At 56.1% G+C, this 16850-nt stretch carries 16 protein-coding genes; 7 read left to right on the forward strand and 9 right to left on the reverse strand.

Going from position 1 to position 16850, the window contains the following annotated elements; genetic code table 11:
- The first annotated feature begins 50 nt into the window (after positions 1–50).
- The 5 genes from ACR0I0_RS02335 to ACR0I0_RS02355 all read left to right on the forward strand — a co-directional run bounded on the left by ACR0I0_RS02335 (position 51) and on the right by ACR0I0_RS02355 (position 6298).
- Positions 51–1151, forward strand: coding sequence for an ABC transporter ATP-binding protein (locus ACR0I0_RS02335; RefSeq protein WP_171632879.1), 1101 nt, complete (start codon positions 51–53; stop codon positions 1149–1151).
- A gap of 108 nt (positions 1152–1259) precedes the next feature.
- Positions 1260–2351: an extracellular solute-binding protein gene (locus ACR0I0_RS02340; protein WP_171632876.1), complete on the forward strand. Its 1092-nt coding sequence runs from the start codon at positions 1260–1262 to the stop codon at positions 2349–2351.
- 72 nt (positions 2352–2423) lie between these two features.
- A complete protein-coding gene (locus tag ACR0I0_RS02345; protein ID WP_171723385.1) occupies positions 2424–3698 on the forward strand; it encodes an ABC transporter permease in 1275 nt (424 codons plus the stop codon).
- A gap of 5 nt (positions 3699–3703) precedes the next feature.
- A complete protein-coding gene (locus tag ACR0I0_RS02350; RefSeq protein ID WP_171723384.1) occupies positions 3704–4915 on the forward strand; it encodes an ABC transporter permease in 1212 nt (403 codons plus the stop codon).
- A 162-nt stretch (positions 4916–5077) separates the two neighbouring features.
- Positions 5078–6298: an aminopeptidase P family protein gene (locus ACR0I0_RS02355; protein ID WP_480490048.1), complete on the forward strand. Its 1221-nt coding sequence runs from the start codon at positions 5078–5080 to the stop codon at positions 6296–6298.
- Positions 6299–6330: 32 nt separating this feature from the next.
- Here ACR0I0_RS02355 and speB read toward each other — a convergent pair whose 3' ends face one another.
- Positions 6331–7305 carry an agmatinase gene (speB, locus tag ACR0I0_RS02360; RefSeq protein WP_210092274.1) on the reverse strand — a complete coding sequence of 325 codons (975 nt, stop codon included), beginning with the start codon at positions 7303–7305 and terminating at the stop codon, positions 6331–6333.
- A 402-nt stretch (positions 7306–7707) separates the two neighbouring features.
- Between speB and ACR0I0_RS02365 the strand changes: the two genes are divergently transcribed.
- The gene (locus ACR0I0_RS02365; RefSeq protein WP_152457802.1) at positions 7708–8076 is read left to right on the forward strand and encodes a group I truncated hemoglobin; all 369 of its coding nucleotides are present in this window, start codon (positions 7708–7710) and stop codon (positions 8074–8076) included.
- Positions 8073–9131: an adenylate/guanylate cyclase domain-containing protein gene (locus ACR0I0_RS02370; protein WP_171632863.1), complete on the forward strand. Its 1059-nt coding sequence runs from the start codon at positions 8073–8075 to the stop codon at positions 9129–9131. The genes ACR0I0_RS02365 and ACR0I0_RS02370 overlap by 4 nt, the downstream gene beginning before the upstream one ends.
- Positions 9132–9136: 5 nt before the next feature.
- Here the strand turns inward: ACR0I0_RS02370 and ACR0I0_RS02375 are convergent, their stop codons facing one another.
- From ACR0I0_RS02375 to ACR0I0_RS02410, 8 genes are all read right to left on the reverse strand, one after another.
- Positions 9137–9751, reverse strand: coding sequence for a TetR/AcrR family transcriptional regulator (locus ACR0I0_RS02375; RefSeq protein WP_152457804.1), 615 nt, complete (start codon positions 9749–9751; stop codon positions 9137–9139).
- Positions 9752–9864: 113 nt separating this feature from the next.
- A complete protein-coding gene (gene ppk2 / locus ACR0I0_RS02380) occupies positions 9865–10734 on the reverse strand; it encodes a polyphosphate kinase 2 (protein WP_480490050.1) in 870 nt (289 codons plus the stop codon).
- A 37-nt stretch (positions 10735–10771) separates the two neighbouring features.
- Positions 10772–11737, reverse strand: a complete 966-nt coding sequence (locus tag ACR0I0_RS02385; RefSeq protein ID WP_480490052.1) for an alpha/beta fold hydrolase — start codon at positions 11735–11737, stop codon at positions 10772–10774.
- Positions 11727–12644 (reverse strand): homoserine O-acetyltransferase MetA, encoded by a 918-nt coding sequence (gene metA, locus ACR0I0_RS02390; protein ID WP_171632856.1) that lies wholly within the window; start codon positions 12642–12644, stop codon positions 11727–11729. The genes ACR0I0_RS02385 and metA overlap by 11 nt, the downstream gene beginning before the upstream one ends.
- A gap of 36 nt (positions 12645–12680) precedes the next feature.
- On the reverse strand, positions 12681–13553 hold the full coding sequence (locus tag ACR0I0_RS02395; protein ID WP_171613846.1) for an ATPase: 873 nt from the start codon (positions 13551–13553) through the stop codon (positions 12681–12683).
- Positions 13554–13601: 48 nt separating this feature from the next.
- The gene (locus ACR0I0_RS02400) at positions 13602–14498 is read right to left on the reverse strand and encodes a DMT family transporter (RefSeq protein ID WP_480487400.1); all 897 of its coding nucleotides are present in this window, start codon (positions 14496–14498) and stop codon (positions 13602–13604) included.
- A gap of 101 nt (positions 14499–14599) precedes the next feature.
- Positions 14600–15763 (reverse strand): OmpP1/FadL family transporter, encoded by a 1164-nt coding sequence (locus ACR0I0_RS02405; RefSeq protein ID WP_171723378.1) that lies wholly within the window; start codon positions 15761–15763, stop codon positions 14600–14602.
- A 129-nt stretch (positions 15764–15892) separates the two neighbouring features.
- On the reverse strand, positions 15893–16798 hold the full coding sequence (locus ACR0I0_RS02410) for a DMT family transporter (protein WP_480490054.1): 906 nt from the start codon (positions 16796–16798) through the stop codon (positions 15893–15895).
- Positions 16799–16850 lie beyond the last annotated feature (52 nt).

A 16850-nucleotide genomic window follows, 5' to 3' on the forward strand; every position in this document is an offset into this window, starting at 1 on the left:
CAATGAAATCCGCAACACTCGGATAATCATTTGACGCAACAGGGGGTCTTGTGACCGACACAAATACCGATGCCGCGTTTGTTGAATTTCAACGCGTACAAAAATCTTATGATGGCGAGAATCTCGTCGTCAAAGATCTCAACCTTGCAATGCCAAAAGGCGAATTCCTGACCATGCTCGGGCCGTCCGGGTCTGGAAAGACAACCTGCCTGATGATGCTTGCCGGATTCGAAACCGCCACTCATGGCGAAATCCTTCTTGATGGGAAGCCCATCAACAATATCCCTCCACACAAGCGTGGAATTGGCATGGTCTTCCAGAACTATGCCCTGTTTCCCCACATGACAGTGGCCGAAAACCTCTCGTTCCCCTTGGAAGTCCGCAAGTTGGGCAAGTCTGAACGGGATGAAAAGGTACAACGTGCCCTGGACATGGTTCAGATGGGGGCGTTTGGAGGCCGGCGCCCGGCTCAGTTGTCTGGCGGTCAGCAACAACGAATAGCCTTGGCGCGCGCCTTGGTTTTCGAACCCGAACTGGTGTTGATGGATGAACCACTGGGCGCACTGGACAAACAGCTGCGCGAGCATATGCAGTTCGAAATCACACGTCTTGCGCACGAATTGGGAATCACCACGGTTTATGTGACCCACGACCAGACCGAAGCATTGACGATGTCGGATCGTGTGGCCGTGTTCGACGATGGCCGCATCCAGCAGCTTGCACCGCCTGATCAGCTTTATGAAGAACCCGAAAACAGCTTTGTTGCCCAATTCATCGGGGAAAACAACACTTTGGAAGGTGTCGTTAAATCGATTGATGGCGACACATGCCTTGTCCAGCTGGACGATGGGTCCGAGATCGACGCGGTTCCGATCAACGTTCACAATCCGGGCGAAAGGACAAAGGTGTCAATCCGGCCTGAGCGGGTGGAATTCAACAAGGATCGCTTGCACGCCGATGCTCATACGCTGAAAGCGACTGTCAAAGAATTCATCTACATGGGTGACGTATTCCGTTTCCGCATGTCCGTTGCAGGAAATGATGAGTTCATCGTCAAGACCCGGAACGCGCCAGATGCCGTCCGCCTGACCCCCGGTCAGGAGATCGAGATCGGCTGGCTGGCCCAGGATTGTCGTGCGCTCGACGCATAGACCAAGCTGCGCGAAACAAGCACAGCTCTATCAGAGGGACCGGCTGATGAAGGCCCGTGCATCAGCTGACCACACATATAAACGGGACTAACTGGGAGTTATTTACACATGAAAGCAACCAAAACCCTTCTGACAACGGCCGCCGTCGCCATTGCGGCGGGTGGTGTTTCGGCCGAGGAAATGACCATCGTTTCCTGGGGCGGGGCCTATTCCAAATCGCAGTTGAAGGCGTATCACGAGCCCTATTCGGAAAAGACCGGCGTCACCATTCTGAACGATGACAGCTCGAACGAGGCGGTGGCCAAGCTGCGCGCGATGAACGAAGCGGGGAACATCACCTGGGATGTGGTCGATGTCGTGGCGTCTGACGCGATCCGCTTGTGCGACGAAGGTCTGGCGATGGAAATCGACCATGACGCGATGCTGGCCCCGGCGCCCGATGGCACGCCGGCATCTGAAGACTTCGGTGATCTGATCGTCAGCGATTGCTACATCCCGAGCATCGTGTATTCGACCACGTTCGGATACCGCACCGATTTGGTTGGTGACACGCCGCCGACGGACGTCTGCGCCGTCTTCGATCTGGAAACCTATCCGGGCAAACGTTCGCTGGAGAAACGCCCCATCAACAACATGGAATGGGCACTGATCTGCGACGGCGTTCCCAAGGACGAAGTTTATGACGTTCTGGCCACTCCGGAAGGTCAGGATCAGGCTCTGGCCAAGTTGGACACCATCAAAGACAGTGTTGTTTGGTGGTCCGCCGGTGCGGACACACCCCAGCTGCTGGCCGACGGCGAGGTCATCATGGGCTCGACCTATAACGGTCGTCTGTTCAGCGTGATCGAGGAGCAGAACCAGCCCGTCGCCATGCTGTGGGATGCGCAGGTGTTCGATATTGACGGCTGGATCATCCCCGCCGGTCTGAGCGAAGAGCGTAAGCAACGCGCGCTGGATTACCTCCGCTTTGCGACCGACACCCAGCGTCTGGCGGATCAGGCCAAGTACATCTCGTACGGCCCGGCCCGTGCATCGTCGGCTCCGCTGGTGGGTGAGCATGCCGAACTGGGTATCGATATGGCGCCCCATATGCCAACCGATCCGGAAAACGCCAAGAACACGTTCCTGTACAATTACGAGTTCTGGGCGGATTACCGTGACGACATCGACGCCAAATTCCAGGCGTGGCTGGCGCAATAAGCCGGTTTTGAATTGGTGACACTGTCAGGGGCGGGACACTGCCCCTGACCCAGGAAAAGCCAAGGGACAACAATGACTGACGCCACCCAAAACGCGGGCCCCATGCTGGCCGCTGATGGAACACCGCTCAAGCAGTCGCTGGCGCGCTCTCTACGCAGGCAGAAGCTCCGGGCGTTGATGTTGATTGCGCCGCTTCTTCTTTTTGTCCTGTTTTCATTCATCGTTCCCATTGCATCGATGTTGTTTCGGTCCGTTGAAAACAGCATCGTGTCCGACACACTTCCCTTGACCGTCGAAGCCCTGAACAACTGGGACGAACAGTCGGGTGAGTTGCCGGGCGAGGATGTTTACGAGGCCTTTGTCCGCGACATGATCGTCGCGATTGACAACAAAGAACACACAAGGCTCGGTTCGCGTTTGAACTACGAAGAGACTGGCATGTCTTCGATGTTCCGCAGGTCTGGGCGCCAGATCAAAAAACTGGATCCTGAAACGGATGGGCCGTTCAAGGAAACATTGATCGAGATTCATGACGGATGGGGAGATCCGCAAACCTGGCGGGTGATCAAGACCCACTCACCTGTGATTACCAATGGTTACTTCCTAAATGCCGTCGACATGCGCAGAACCCCGGAAGGCGCGCAGGCTCAACCCGAAGACAAGCAAATCCTGATAAAGCTTTTTGGACGTACTCTGTTCATGTCGCTCGTGATTACGGGTGCTTGTATCCTGCTTGCTTACCCTGTCAGTTATCTGTTGGCGACGCTGCCTATGCGGGTATCTAACCTGTTGATGATACTGGTCCTTTTGCCCTTCTGGACGTCCCTTCTGGTGCGAACCTCCGCTTGGAAGGTCATGTTGCAGCAACAGGGGGTTATTAACGATACCCTCGTTTGGCTGGGGCTGGTCGCTGATGATGCTCGCCTTATCATAATCAACAACCAGATCGGCACTATCGTCGCGATGACACATATCCTGCTGCCCTTCATGATCCTGCCCATGTATTCGGTGATGCAGACCATTCCGCCGTCTTATACACGCGCGGCCAAATCCATGGGTGCAACGAACTGGACGACGTTCTGGCGCATCTACTTCCCGCAATCCGTGCCCGGAATCGGTGCCGGTTCGATCCTCGTGTTCATTCTGGCGATTGGGTACTACATCACGCCCGAGATCGTGGGCGGCACAAAGGGTGTCTTCATCTCGAACCGGATTGCCTATCACATCTCGTCCTCACTGAACTGGGGACTGGCCGCGGCCTTGGGTACGATCCTTCTGGCGGTCGTGCTGTTGCTCTACTGGGTCTACGACAAGATCGTGGGCATCGATAACGTGAAGTTGGGATAATCAAGATGGCAGCACTGACACCGATATCCCGCAAACCCATGTCCATGGTTTTGCCCAGTGTCGCACTTGCCGGGGCATTTGCCGGCATTTTCGTCGGGGCCGGAAATGGTTCGGTCCTTCTGGGCATACTGGGCGGGGCTGTCCTGATCGCGGGGCTGGCCTGGGTCTACATAAATATCGTGAAGAACGAAAACCTCGCACGCTGGATCAATATCATCGGGTTCGGCGTCATAGGTTTCATAATGGCCGGTCTGATGGGCGGTGTATTGGGCCTGCTCGGCGGCTGGTTTTTCGCCTGGTTTATCTATTGGTTGTACGAGGGGCGGTATCGGCGCAAGCTGCTGCCGTATCTCACGGCACAGCAGGTTTTCTATCACTACCTGTTTCGCGTGATCTGTGGTGCGATCTTCGTGTTCCTGATCACGCCGATTCTGGTGGTGTTGCCGTTGTCTTTCAACGCGCAGGATTTCTTTACCTTCACGCCCGAGATGCTGCGGCTTGATCCCGAAGGCTATTCGCTGAAGCATTACCGTGATTTCTTCACCAACAACGAATGGCAGCGCAGCTTCAAGAACTCGCTGATCATCGCGCCGATTGCGACGGTTATCTCGGTAACGTTGGGAACGCTGGCCGCGATCGGGCTCAGCCAGTCTCACGTTCCCGGACGCCGTGCGATCATGGGAATTCTGATTTCGCCGATGATTGTTCCGCTGATCATCTCGGCGACGGGTATGTTCTTTTTCTACAGTGATATCGGGCGTTTCCTCGAAGGAACACTGGGCATGAACAAGAACTTCGTAGGCTATCTGAAAGTTATCCTGGCCCACGCAGTGCTGGGTATTCCCTTTGTGATCATTACCGTGACGGCAACCCTGGTGGGCTTTGATCGATCTCTGACGCGGGCGGCAGCCAATATGGGCGCAGGGCCGGTGCGGACCTTCTTCAAGATACAGATGCCGTTGATATTGCCGGGCGTAATCTCGGGCGGCCTGTTTGCCTTCATCACATCGTTCGACGAAGTGGTCGTGGTCTTGTTTGTGGGATCCTCATCGCAAAAGACGTTGCCGTGGCAGATGTTCACCGGCCTGCGGGAACAGATCAGTCCAACCATTCTGGCGGTTGCGACAATCCTCGTGGTCCTGTCCATTGCCCTGCTGACGACGGTCGAACTGTTGCGACGCCGGTCGGAGCGTCTGCGAGGTCTTTCGCCCGCTTGACGCAGCAAACCGTCTGATCTAACGATTCACCTGTTCATCTCTGCCGCGATGGCGTCGCGGCGACTACCGAGGTGATCGGCTCTCGGACCCCGAGACCGCCTGTCCTGAACGCCGGGACATGTGGCCGGGAGATGCACGCCCGGCATAGATGAGAGACCAAGGATGACTGACATTTCTGACCGCCCTCAGTTCTTCACCTGCCACAATGGCGACAAAGCCCCGTTGCCTTTCAGCAAATCTGAGTATGACCGCCGTCTTGGCAAGCTGCGCGCGATTATGGCCAAGCGGGATATCCCGGTGGTGCTGCTGACATCGATGCAGAATATCGCCTATTATTCGGGCTTTCTATACTGTGCGTTCGGGCGCCCTTATGGCTGTGTTGTAACCCAAGACAACTGCACCACCGTTTCCGCCAATATTGATGCCGGGCAACCTTGGCGCCGGTCGGTTGAAGACAACGTGATTTATACTGACTGGAAACGCGACAACTACTGGCGGGCAGTTGCGAGCCTGATCGGGAATGCAAAGCGGATCGGCATCGAAGGCGACCACATGACGCTTGCAGCGCGGGACACGGCGCTGAACATGCTGGGCGAGCCAGAATTGGTTGACATCGCGGCCGACACCATGGCTGCGCGGATGATTAAATCCGCTGAAGAAATCGAATTGATCAAGGGAGGAGCGCGCACGGCCGATGTGGGTGGTGCTGCGATCCATGCCGCAATCCGCGAAGGCGCAACCGAAATCGAAATCGCGATGGCCGGCCGAGACGCGATGGAAGTGGAAATCGCGCGGGCCTACCCGGAAGCCGAATACCGTGACACCTGGGTTTGGTTTCAATCGGGTTTGAACACCGACGGCGCGCATAACCCGGTCACCAAACGCGCGTTGCAAAAAGGTGATATACTTTCGCTGAACACCTTTCCGATGATCTCGGGCTATTACACCGCCTTGGAGCGGACCCTGTTCCTGGGCGAGCCGGATGCCGACAGTCTGCGCCTGTGGAAGGCCAATGTGGCCGCGCATGAACTTGGCCTGAGCTTGATCAAACCCGGTGCCACCTGTTCCGGTATCACCGCCGAGATCAACCGGTTTTTTGCCGACGAAGGCCTGCTTCAATATCGTTCCTTCGGCTATGGGCACTCGTTTGGTGTTCTGAGCCACTACTATGGTCGCGAAGCCGGTTTGGAACTCCGTGAAGACATCGACACAGTGCTGGAACCCGGCATGGTGGTCTCGATCGAGCCGATGCTGTGGATCCCCGAAGGCCAGCCCGGTGCAGGCGGTTACAGGGAACACGATATTCTGGTTGTGGGCGAAGACGGAGCCGAAAACATCACAGGCTTCCCCTACGGGCCGGGACACAACATTATCGACGCCTGAGGTTTGGGGTGGAGCTTCTGCTCCACCCGCTTTTACGCGCGTCGGGCACGTTCGTGAAAAATGAAACCCAGAAAATTCAACAGCAGCTGTGCCGCCAGAATCTGAGTGCTTTCAGTGGGGTCGTAGGCGGGGGCCACCTCGACCAGATCGATGCCCACCACGTCGCCCCTTTTCGCCAGTCCCTGAAGGATTTCCAGAACGTCATAGTACAAGAACCCTCCGTGGCTCGGAGTGCCGGTTCCTGGCGCGATCGAGGGACAGAACGCATCGATATCGATCGTTACATAGTACCGTTTGCCTTCGGGAATGCGGTCAAGAACAGCCTCTGTTCCCAATCTGCGAACCTGCCGCACGGACAGGATGTCCGATCCGCGCGCACGCGCGTCGTCATACCCTTCCTTGGCGGTGGACGACACGTTTCGAATGCCCAGCTGGGTCATCCCTGAAACATAGTCTTTCTCGATCGCGCGGCGCATGGGATTTCCGTGCCCGTTGGTGACGCCGTGACGTTCATCCACAAAGTCCAAATGCGCATCGATTTGAACAACATGGATCGGGCCGTTTTCAGCGCAGTGGCTTTCAAATGCGGAAATGCAGGGGATGTTGACCGAGTGATCACCGCCAATCACCAGCGGAAGTGCCCCGGCCTCGAGAATTTTTTGCACGCCAAAGGCTATGTTCTTGTGGCTCGTCTCGGTCTTGGTGTGGACAATATCCGCATCGCCCAGGTCGACGATCCGAACCGAACTGTCCAGATAGGTAGCGTCATCCTCATGATCATAGGCGCCGGCATGGCCAAAACTGAAAAGGGTCGATGCCTCTCGCACGGCCCGAGGACCAAAACGCGCGCCGGGGCGCCATTGGGTTCCAAAGTCGAACGGCGCGCCGAGCACGCAAACGTCGGCCTCAATTCTGTCCCAGTTCTCGACATATGGAGATTTTGCGAAGGTCGATATTCCGACAAAAGGAAGATTCAGTCGCCCGGACGCATATCCATGTTCCTGCACTTTGGGTCCTTTCGATTGTTGTGCCGTTTTCCTGCATGTGAACATGAGGACACGCCGTTTTGAAACCAAATTCTCTTTGAACGGCGGATTTTGGGGAACCAGAGGAAATTTTCTTCCAGAAGGGCGGGCTGGCTTGCGTTCAAAGCTGATCCGGCCCAGCCCATCAGAGTGCTTCAAGATCAGTCAAAAGATAATCCCGCTGATAGTGTTGCCTTTCCTTCATTTCCCATACCCAAAGAACGTATGAAAGATCCCCTTCGGCCTCAGCGGTGCTCTGGCAGATTTTCCTTTTCAGCAAGACGGTTTTTGATCCGTCTGGGCCAGAAAATCATAAGCGTTAACAAAAATATCGATTTGATATAAAGTTGTGGGGTTATTGATTGGTAACGCGCGGGTATTCGTGTGGCACAGACACTTTATGAGAAATATGGCGGTTTCAAAACGATCAGCCGGGTCGTGATGACCTTCTATGAAATGGCGCTGGATTCGGATGAGATCGGCCATCATTTCGAAGACATTGATATGCCGCGCCTGATCGACCATCAAACCAAGTTCGTCTCGTCCTTGATTGGTGGGCCCGCATCTTTCAGTGATGACAGGATCGAAGCAGTTCATCGGCATCTGAACATTTCGCACAATGAGTTTGACGTCATGGCCGAGCTGTTTGGCGACGCGCTAAGTCAGCATGGCATGTCCGACGGAGACATCAAAACTGCGCTGACCGCAATCGAAGGCAAACGTTCGATCATAGTCACCCGGAACGCGGCATGAGCATTCTGGCGATAAACGAGCAATTGCTGCGTGCGATCGGAGTCGGCGTCGCCGTGGTGCGCGCATCCGACCTGCAATTCGTGTTTCACAACGGGCCTTTCACGGAATGGTTCGGCACTCCTGAAAAGGGCAGCACCTTAAGCGACGTTCTGCCGGATCTCGACCCCAAGGAACTGGAGGATGTAAAGCAGTCCGGCCTTCGGTACTCGGTCGAATTGCAGATAAAGCCGAAACGCAGGACCTTGATCTTTGCAGTCGCTGTCTCACTGGCCAATGGCTTGTCCGAGCAGGTGCTGATTGTGGAATGTCAGAACATCACTCGCATTCGCGAATTGGAAAGCATGATCGACAGCTATTCCACCATGGTCGAGCGCAACACCCGAGAGCTTGAGCGCGAAAAGGAAAGAGTGGAACGCCTGTTGCTGAACCTGATGCCCCGAGCCGTGTATGAAGAATTCAAGACGTTCGGCGTTGTCACACCGCAGCTGTATCAGCAGGTTTCGGTGGTGATGCTGGATTTTGTCGGGTTCACGGATTTTGCGGCCAAGACCGACCCGACGGTCACCTTGAGTGAACTGAACGACATCTTCACGGCTTTCGACCGGATCGTGGAACAATTCGGGTGTGAGCGGATCAAAACGATCGGTGATGCTTATCTGGCCGTGTCAGGCATGCCCGATCCAACACCGGATCATGCGACCGCCGTGGCGCATTGTGCGGTAAGGTTCCTGCGCTATCTCGAACGCCGCAACGAAAGCCATCCGCATAAGTGGCAGGCCCGGATCGGATTGGGGATGGGTGCGGCGGTTGGATCGGTCGTGGGCATTCAGAAATATGTCTATGACGTGTTTGGCCCTGCCGTAAACATCGCGTCCCGGTTGCAGGTCTTTGCCAACCCCATGAACATCGTGGCCCCGGAAGAGATGAAATATGCCTTGATTGACGAGTTTCAGGTCTCGGATCTGGGGTGCGTTGATATCAAGGGGATGGGTGAGATGGATCTGATCAACGTGACATCGGGCTTGAGTATGCCTCAGGGCAGCCGTTCGTTCTGACCGCGTCACTCGTCCTGAGGGATCAGACCCAGACCGCGCAGGTAGATGCCGATACCGCTTTCCAGCAAATCTTCGGGAGGAAAAGGCGAAGTTGCGCCGGTATTTCGGGCGTACAGCTCGACGACGCCGTGGCTCATCGCCCAGATATGGGCGCTGAACATCGATGCGGGCGGGCGCTTGTCAGGCGGAATATGCTGGGACAGGTCCGCGGCCGCTTTTTCAAGAACGGCCTTCGCCCGATTGGCGGCCAAGGACAATTCGGGTGTCCGGTTCAGGGAAATCCCGCTTTCGAACATGGCGATGTAATGCCCGGGATTTTTGCGCGCAAAAGCCAGATACGCACGCCCCGTTGCTTCAAAAGCGGCAAGGGCTGAAGGCTGTCCCTCGTCATAGGCGTATTGCATCAGGTCTGCGAACATCTCAAACCCCTGCCGTGCGGCTTCGGCAATCAGGTCCTCGCGCCCTTGAAAATGACGGTAGACGGCGGCAGGCGTGACACCGGCCGTTTTGGCCGCCTCGGACAGCGTGAAACCGGTCGGGCCCTTGTCTTCGATCAGGGACAAGGCAGCCTCGATCAGGGCTTGCTTCAGGTTTCCGTGGTGATAACCGCGTTTCGTCATCCCGGCCTCAGTTGCATTGATTGCGTGTTGGAAGACAAGGACATAGACCACCGACGCATTGTCGTCCAATACATGATCGTGAAGGCATCGACGGGGCAGGGCGGGGAGACAATTTACGCCTCCCACATATCCGGGCCACCGCAGATACGGGCATCAATCTCGCCGATACTCTTCTCGTCCTTCTCATCATAGTCCAAGGCATGCAGAACCGTTCGGATGGCCGCAAGCCGCGCGCGTTTCTTGTCGTCAGAACGCACAATCGTCCACGGGCAGGCATCAGAATGCGACCGGGTCAGGGTTTCCGAGATCGACTGCGTGTATTCGTCCCATTTGCTCAGCCCTGCGATGTCGATCGCGCTGAGCTTCCAATGCTTCAAAGGGTCGTTTTCGCGCGCCAGAAAACGGTTCAGTTGTTCTGCGCGCCCGACATTGAGCCAGAACTTGAATAAATGGATGCCGTCATTCACCAGGCCCGTTTCAAGTGGCAGGACCTGACGGAAAAACCTCTCACGCTGTTCCTGAGTGCAGAAGCCAAAGACATTCTCGACGACACCTCGATTGTACCAGCTGCGATCTAAGAACACGATCTCTCCTGCGGCGGGCAGATGCGGGATGTAGCGCTGAAAATACCATTGGCTGCGTTCGGCGTCTGATGGTTTGGCCAGCGCAACGTTGCGCGCGCCGCGCGGGTTCAGGTTTTCGCGAAACCGTTTGATGGTGCCACCTTTGCCGGCGGCATCGCGGCCTTCGAAAATGATGGCAACCCGCTGGTCGGTTTCCTTGACCCAGGATTGCATTTTGACCAATTCGATCTGAAGCAGGTCCATCTGCTCTTCATAATCCTTGGTCTTCATTTTTTCGGAATACGGGTAGGTCGGGTTCAGAATATCGCCTTTTTTCGCGTTTTGAATCTCTTCCCGTACAGATCTGGGCGCGTCTTTCAGAAAATACTTTTCGATAGAGCCTTTTCCTGACCGGGCCATATGTCACCTCGCGATAAAATCCATATCTAACTATGGATTAGAGCGTGGGTGAACGCAAACCCGCGCGCTGCGCCGCGCGATCTATCGCGGCGGCCACCTCAGGCGCCGCGACCACCTGTGGCATATGGCCGACACCCGGTAGCTCGATCAACTCGGCCCCGGGGATTTGTTCGATCAGGCGTTCAGAATGCCATTCAAGACCAACGGTGTCGTCGGCCGTTCCGTGGATGATTTCCGTCGGAACGGAGATCTCGCCATATCTGGGTTGCAGACGGGTAATTTCGTCCAGCAGGTTGGCGCGTTGCTTGGCGTTTGCATGTATCGAGCCACGCCGGATCGTCAGCCCGGGCCCGAAATGATCCGCATAACCTTCGGGCGCCGTTTGCGGTGCAAAAACTTTGTCCAACACCTGTGTGACGTACCACTCGGGCACGAAAGAGCTGATCAAGGGCAAGGCCAGCAGATTGCCCGCCGTGGTTGACGCAAGCCGGTTGAACCCATCCAAAGGCGTTTCCCATGGGATAGCGGCCGGGGCGATCAGAACCAGAGCCGAGATATTCTGGGGTCGGGTCACGGCCCAGGCCAACGAGACCGATCCGCCATAGCTCTGCCCGGCCACGATGGGTTTTTCCGCACCAAGCTGAGCCGCCGCCCGTTGCAGGATATCCGCCTGTTCAATGATGGTTTCGCCATCCGGATTGAAGCTTTCGGAATAGCCCAGGCCCGGTCGGTCAAAAACGATCACGCGGTATGACCTGGCCAGAATGGGGGCCAGCGCAAAGGTCATGTCGCGCGTGTTCCCGCTGGAACCATGGATCAGAACGACATCAGGGCCGTCCCCCATGACCACGGCGTGCACGGCGATGCCGCCCACATCCAGAATCCGACCCTCGGGGGGGAAAGCCGCCTCGGCCAGCGCTTCGTTCCGGGCGCTGCGCCAGGTTGTCAGTATGACAAGGCCCAGAACGGCCAGGCCAAGGGATATCAGGACTTTAGTGGCCAATTTTTGTCATGTCGAAAGGCGTGGTCTGATAGATTTCGTTGATCCAGTTGCCGTACAGCAGATGTGCGTGACTGCGCCACCGGTTCTGCGGCGTTTTGGATGGATCATCATCGGGGTAATAGTTTATCGGCACGTTGATAGGCGTGCCGTTGCTGACGTCCCGATCATATTCCTGTTTCAGCGTATCACTGTCGTATTCGAAGTGATTGAAGATATACAGCGCGCGATGGCCGGGATCTTCGACCAGACAGGGGCCGACATCGTCGCTGCCCAACAGGGTCCTCAGCCCGGGTGCGCGATCGATTTCATCCTGTTTCATTTCCGTCCATCGGCTGACCGGAATGACACAGTCATCTGAGAAACCGCGCAGGAACGGAGACGCCGGGTCCAGGTTGCGATGCCGGAAACACCCAAAGGCTTTTGCGTCCAGCATGTACTTTTTGACACCGTGAAAATGGTTGATCATCGCCATCCCGCCCCAGCACACACCAAAGGTGGAATGCACGTTGGTTTGGGTCCAGTCGAAGATCTCGCTGATTTCGTCCCAATAGGTGACATCATGAAATTCCAGATGTTCGATCGGGGCACCGGTGATGATCAGGCCGTCGAATTTCTGATCCTTGATCTCCTGAAACGGGCGATAGAATTCGGACATATGCTCGGCGGCGGTGTTCTTGGTCCGGTGTTCGGTCATGCGGATCAAAGACAGATCGATTTGCAACGGGGTCGCCCCGATCAGACGCGCGAACTGGTTTTCGGTCTGGATTTTCTTGGGCATCAGGTTCAGCAATCCGATGCGCAGCGGGCGGATGTCCTGACGCATTGCCTGATCTTCGTCCATGACCATGACGCCCTCTTTGGTCAGGACGTCAAAAGCAGGCAGTTCCGATGGGATTTTGATGGGCATGTGTCGGGCTTCTAAGAGATCAGTGAAAACTGGTAGTTAGGCGTTATTGCGCGTCGTCTCAAGTGTGTGTTCGATCAACTCATCGAAATCGGCGGCATCGCGGATTTTTCCGATGTCGTTGGCGGCAATCGTCACGCCCCAGTTGTTCGCCATGGCTTCGTAACGCGGCTGGCGGTGCGCCAAGGCCTGTGCATAGGTCCAACGGACGAAATCATCGGGATCAACATCCGCTTCCGAACAGCCTTGCAGATCCAGATAATCTGTCCACGCCTTGGTCAGGAATTCGGCCTGATAGGACATCGGCTTTGGGGCTTTGTCAAAACGGCGTACAAGCTCTGCCGTGTGTTCCTCATCCCCCTTCAGCCAGATCATCAGGGTGTGTTGCGAAAGCTCGGACAGTACCCGATCGTTCGGATCTTCGGGGTCTACCCATTCGCAGATCGATCCACCGGTGTCGCAGATGAAATGGGGGTATTTGTACAATCGCTCGGCCCGGTCGATGAAATACTCGGTATCCAGCAGAGCGTGTATTTCGGCCAGCCGAAACTGTTCCTGCCTGCGGCGGTATTCCGGCATTTCCAATCCGCCAAGGGCAGGGTTGCCCGGTTTGCCCAGATAGGCTGCGACCGGAGTCAGATTCGCGAACGAGATATTCGAGCCGATGTAAATGGAATCCGACAGGAGCAGGTCTCGCAAGAACGGGACTTTCATCGCCTCGGCCTTTGCATTGTCGGTTATGTATTCGCCCATGTACCGGGTGCCGATGCGATAGTCGATCGAGTAGTGAAACCAGTTCCCTGAGTCCCGAAGAATGTTCGAGACATATGTCTTGCCCAGACCGGACATACCAAAGAACAGCACCTTCTTGCGGCTTGCCGTGCGCCAGTCTTCGGCTGAGTTGTAGATCATCTTGTGCTGTCCCTTTTTTGCCTTTGCTAAATCGGGCAGCGCACGGCGTCAATCACGGCGGCCGGCTCGGTTCAATACCAGAAGACCCATGGCAAGGACAACAAAGCCGAAATAGGCATTCGACGGCAGCGCTTCGTTCCGCAGAATTGCGCCAAGCACGATGGCGACAGGAGGGATGACAAGCGTCACCAGCATCAGGTTGCCGCTGCCCGCCATCGCCAGGACTCGATAGTACAAAAGATATGCCCCCGCTGTTGCCACAATGGCGTAATAGCCAATCGCAGCCCAGGTGATCGCGGGCAGTGCAAGCGTTGGCACCCCGTCCGTCATCAGCGCCAGGGGCAGGATCAGCAGGGTCGAGCCGGTTAACATGCCAGCGGCCGCGACGACGGGGTGAAGGTCAGACAAATGATACCGCGCCCAAGCTGCCGCAAAAGCATACGAGAGCGTTCCGGCCAACACGGCAAGCTGCGCTGTGTTTTGAAGGCTGAATGACGTGAAGGTCTTTAGTCCGATGGTGATCGAGACACCGAGAAAGCCCAAGACGACACCGATCACGCGCGCTTGTGTCAAACGTTCATCCTTGAAAAACACAGCCGCAACCAGAACACCAAAAATGGCCGTGGTCGCGTTCAGAATGGCCGTAAGCCCAGAGTCGATGTAAAGCTGACCCCATGCCATCAAGCTGAACGGTATGACATTGTTCAGCAATCCCATGATCAGAAAAGCACCCCAGATGCGCAGAGAACGGGGCAGCGTAAACCCCTTGCCCCATGCCACCAGCCACAGCACCAGCATCGCCCAGAACGTGCGGTGCAAAACCGATGTCATAACGGGAATGGAATCCAGAGCGACCCGGATGGCCACAAAGGATGCGCCCCAAATGACGGCCAGAAGAATGAGCTCGGACCAGGCGCGCCGAGAAAGGTGTTTTTGGGTGTTCATGACCGCACAGTTTCATTCAATCGAAATATACGCGACCCGAAACCTGCGCATAAAAAAGGCCCCGCTGAAACAGCGGAGCCTTGAGGATGGTCATCCTTGGACTAGTTCAGAGCGTATGTAATCTGGAAGCCCACGCTCCAGGCGCTGTTGCCGGTGAATGTTCCGCGTGCATTCGGGCCAGCGCCGTTGGCTGTCGCGTCACCTATGTCGGTGTAACGAACACCGCCGGAAATCTTGGCCTTCTCCAGCGAGTACGTCCCGCCCAGACCAACACTCCAGAACCCGTCGGTCGGGCCGAGGTTTGATACCGGCGTGCCCTGGGACGTCTCGTAGCCCAACGTCACAGCGCCGCTGAACTCTTCCGAGAATTGATACCCCAAGCCCAATGAATAGGTGAAGGTCGCATCGGCGTAGTCAACAAGGTTGCTGGTCGGTGGGTAGTTTGGCGGGTTGTACACCAGCTGTGGCCAGTCGACCCAACGGATAGAACCAAACAACAGCGTTTTAGGCGCGACGCCTGTCTGGAAATCCAGGTTGATCGACTGGGGCGTCTCGATTTCGCTGTTTGTGTTGAAGGTGGCCACGGTTCCTGGTGGAATCGGCGGGATCGGTGGTGGGTTCAGAGATTCTGTTTGTGACAGATCGTGACTGATCTTGGAGTTGTAGGTCAGTGACACACGTGCCGCGATTTCCGGTTTCTCCCACGCGACACCGATTACGTAGCCGAATGCTGTGTCGGCATCGGAGTCAACCTGATATCCCGCAGCCAGGGGAACGGTGACCGAAGCCTTCACACGCTGCGCACGAATGCCGCCGATCGCGCTGAACCCGCCATCGAATTTGTAACGCAGCAATGCCGTGATGGCGTCCGTGTCCGCTGTGGCCCTCAGAGTGTCGGTGCGACCTCCCGGAATAGGGTTGATCGAAAGAGGGTAGGTGTTTGCGTATTCAATGTCTGCGCCAAAGGGCTGGTCATACATGATCGCGAAATCGAGCTTTTCGGTCAGTGACGTTTTGTAGCCGAGATGCGGTGTGAAAAAGTCGTTCGCAACCTCTCCGGAATCGACCGGTTGCCCGATGTTTGGTCCGGCCAAAGCAGGCATGGTGCCCGTTACGCTGGGATTGGTGTATCCCAACCGGAACTGAACAGCTGATCCTTCTTCGAAGATCAGGTTGATGCCCTGACCGCTTCGATCTAGGCCGCCTGCATATCCTGCCGTCGCTCCAACGCACAAAGCGCAGGTCGCGAGAAGTGTTTTTTTCATTCTGTCCTCCCTAACAATCCATGGCGGGCTTCACTGGCGTTTGGTTGAGTGTAATGAACGCCTGTCCCGTGTATGATGATGAGCGATACTCTCTTTTTGGTTACTTTAAGGTCAACTGGTGACGGTGCGTTACGTATTGCGACTAGTGTTTTCAACTGTTGCTAAACTGTTACGGCTTTCAGACCAAATATTCAGGAAAATACCGGAAAAGATGACCGCCGCCCCGATCAGGACCCAGTGGTCTATGGGTTCGTGGTACAGGATCATTCCGACCACTGCGATCGTGGGAAGCCTCGCAAAATCAAATGGGATCACAACTGTCGCCGGGGCAATGGCCAATGCGTTGGTTATGCAGAAATGGGCCAGCAGCCCCGCCAACCCGACCAGAACCAAAAACGGAACGGTTTGCGCCGTGGGCAAGGCAATCTGCCCATCAAAACCGGCTGCGATGGCCCCAAGCACCGCCTGCATGGAAGTAAGCCAGAAAACGATGCACCCGATGCTGGCAAAACGAGTGAGGTTTTTTGTCGTAATCGTTGTAAATGCGAAGAAAATCGCAGACGCGGCTGCGGTCGCAAGGCCAGGGCTCAAAGGCGCACTGCCTGGGCGCGTGACAATCAGAACGCCCGCAAAACCGATAAGCGCTGCCGTTATCTTAAGGGGCGTCAGACGTTCGTTCAGCAGCAGCGGCGACAGCAGGATCACCCAAAGCGGCTGTGTGAATTCCAGCGCGAATACCTGCGCCAGAGGCGCAACAGCGACCGCATAGAACCAAAGATTCTGCCCTGTGAAATGCAGGGTGTTTCGCAGGGCGTGCAACCCCAGGCGTTGCGTGGAAACCTGAACCCAACCGCCTGTGGCCGTAAGTACGAGGGCGACAACAAGAAACCCCACTAGGCTTCGGTACATCATGATCTCGAACGTGTCGTGCACGAGGCTCAGTTCGCGACCGGCAACCGCCATCGAGGAGAAGGACGCGATGGCTCCGGTCATCCACAAGGCGGCTTTGAATGTGTTTTTTTGTGTCTGATTCACGTGCGCACCCCGACCTGGCCGCGCGGTCACGGCCCCGGTACCGGGGCTTTCG

The organism is Ruegeria sp. AG6, from assembly GCF_056541565.1.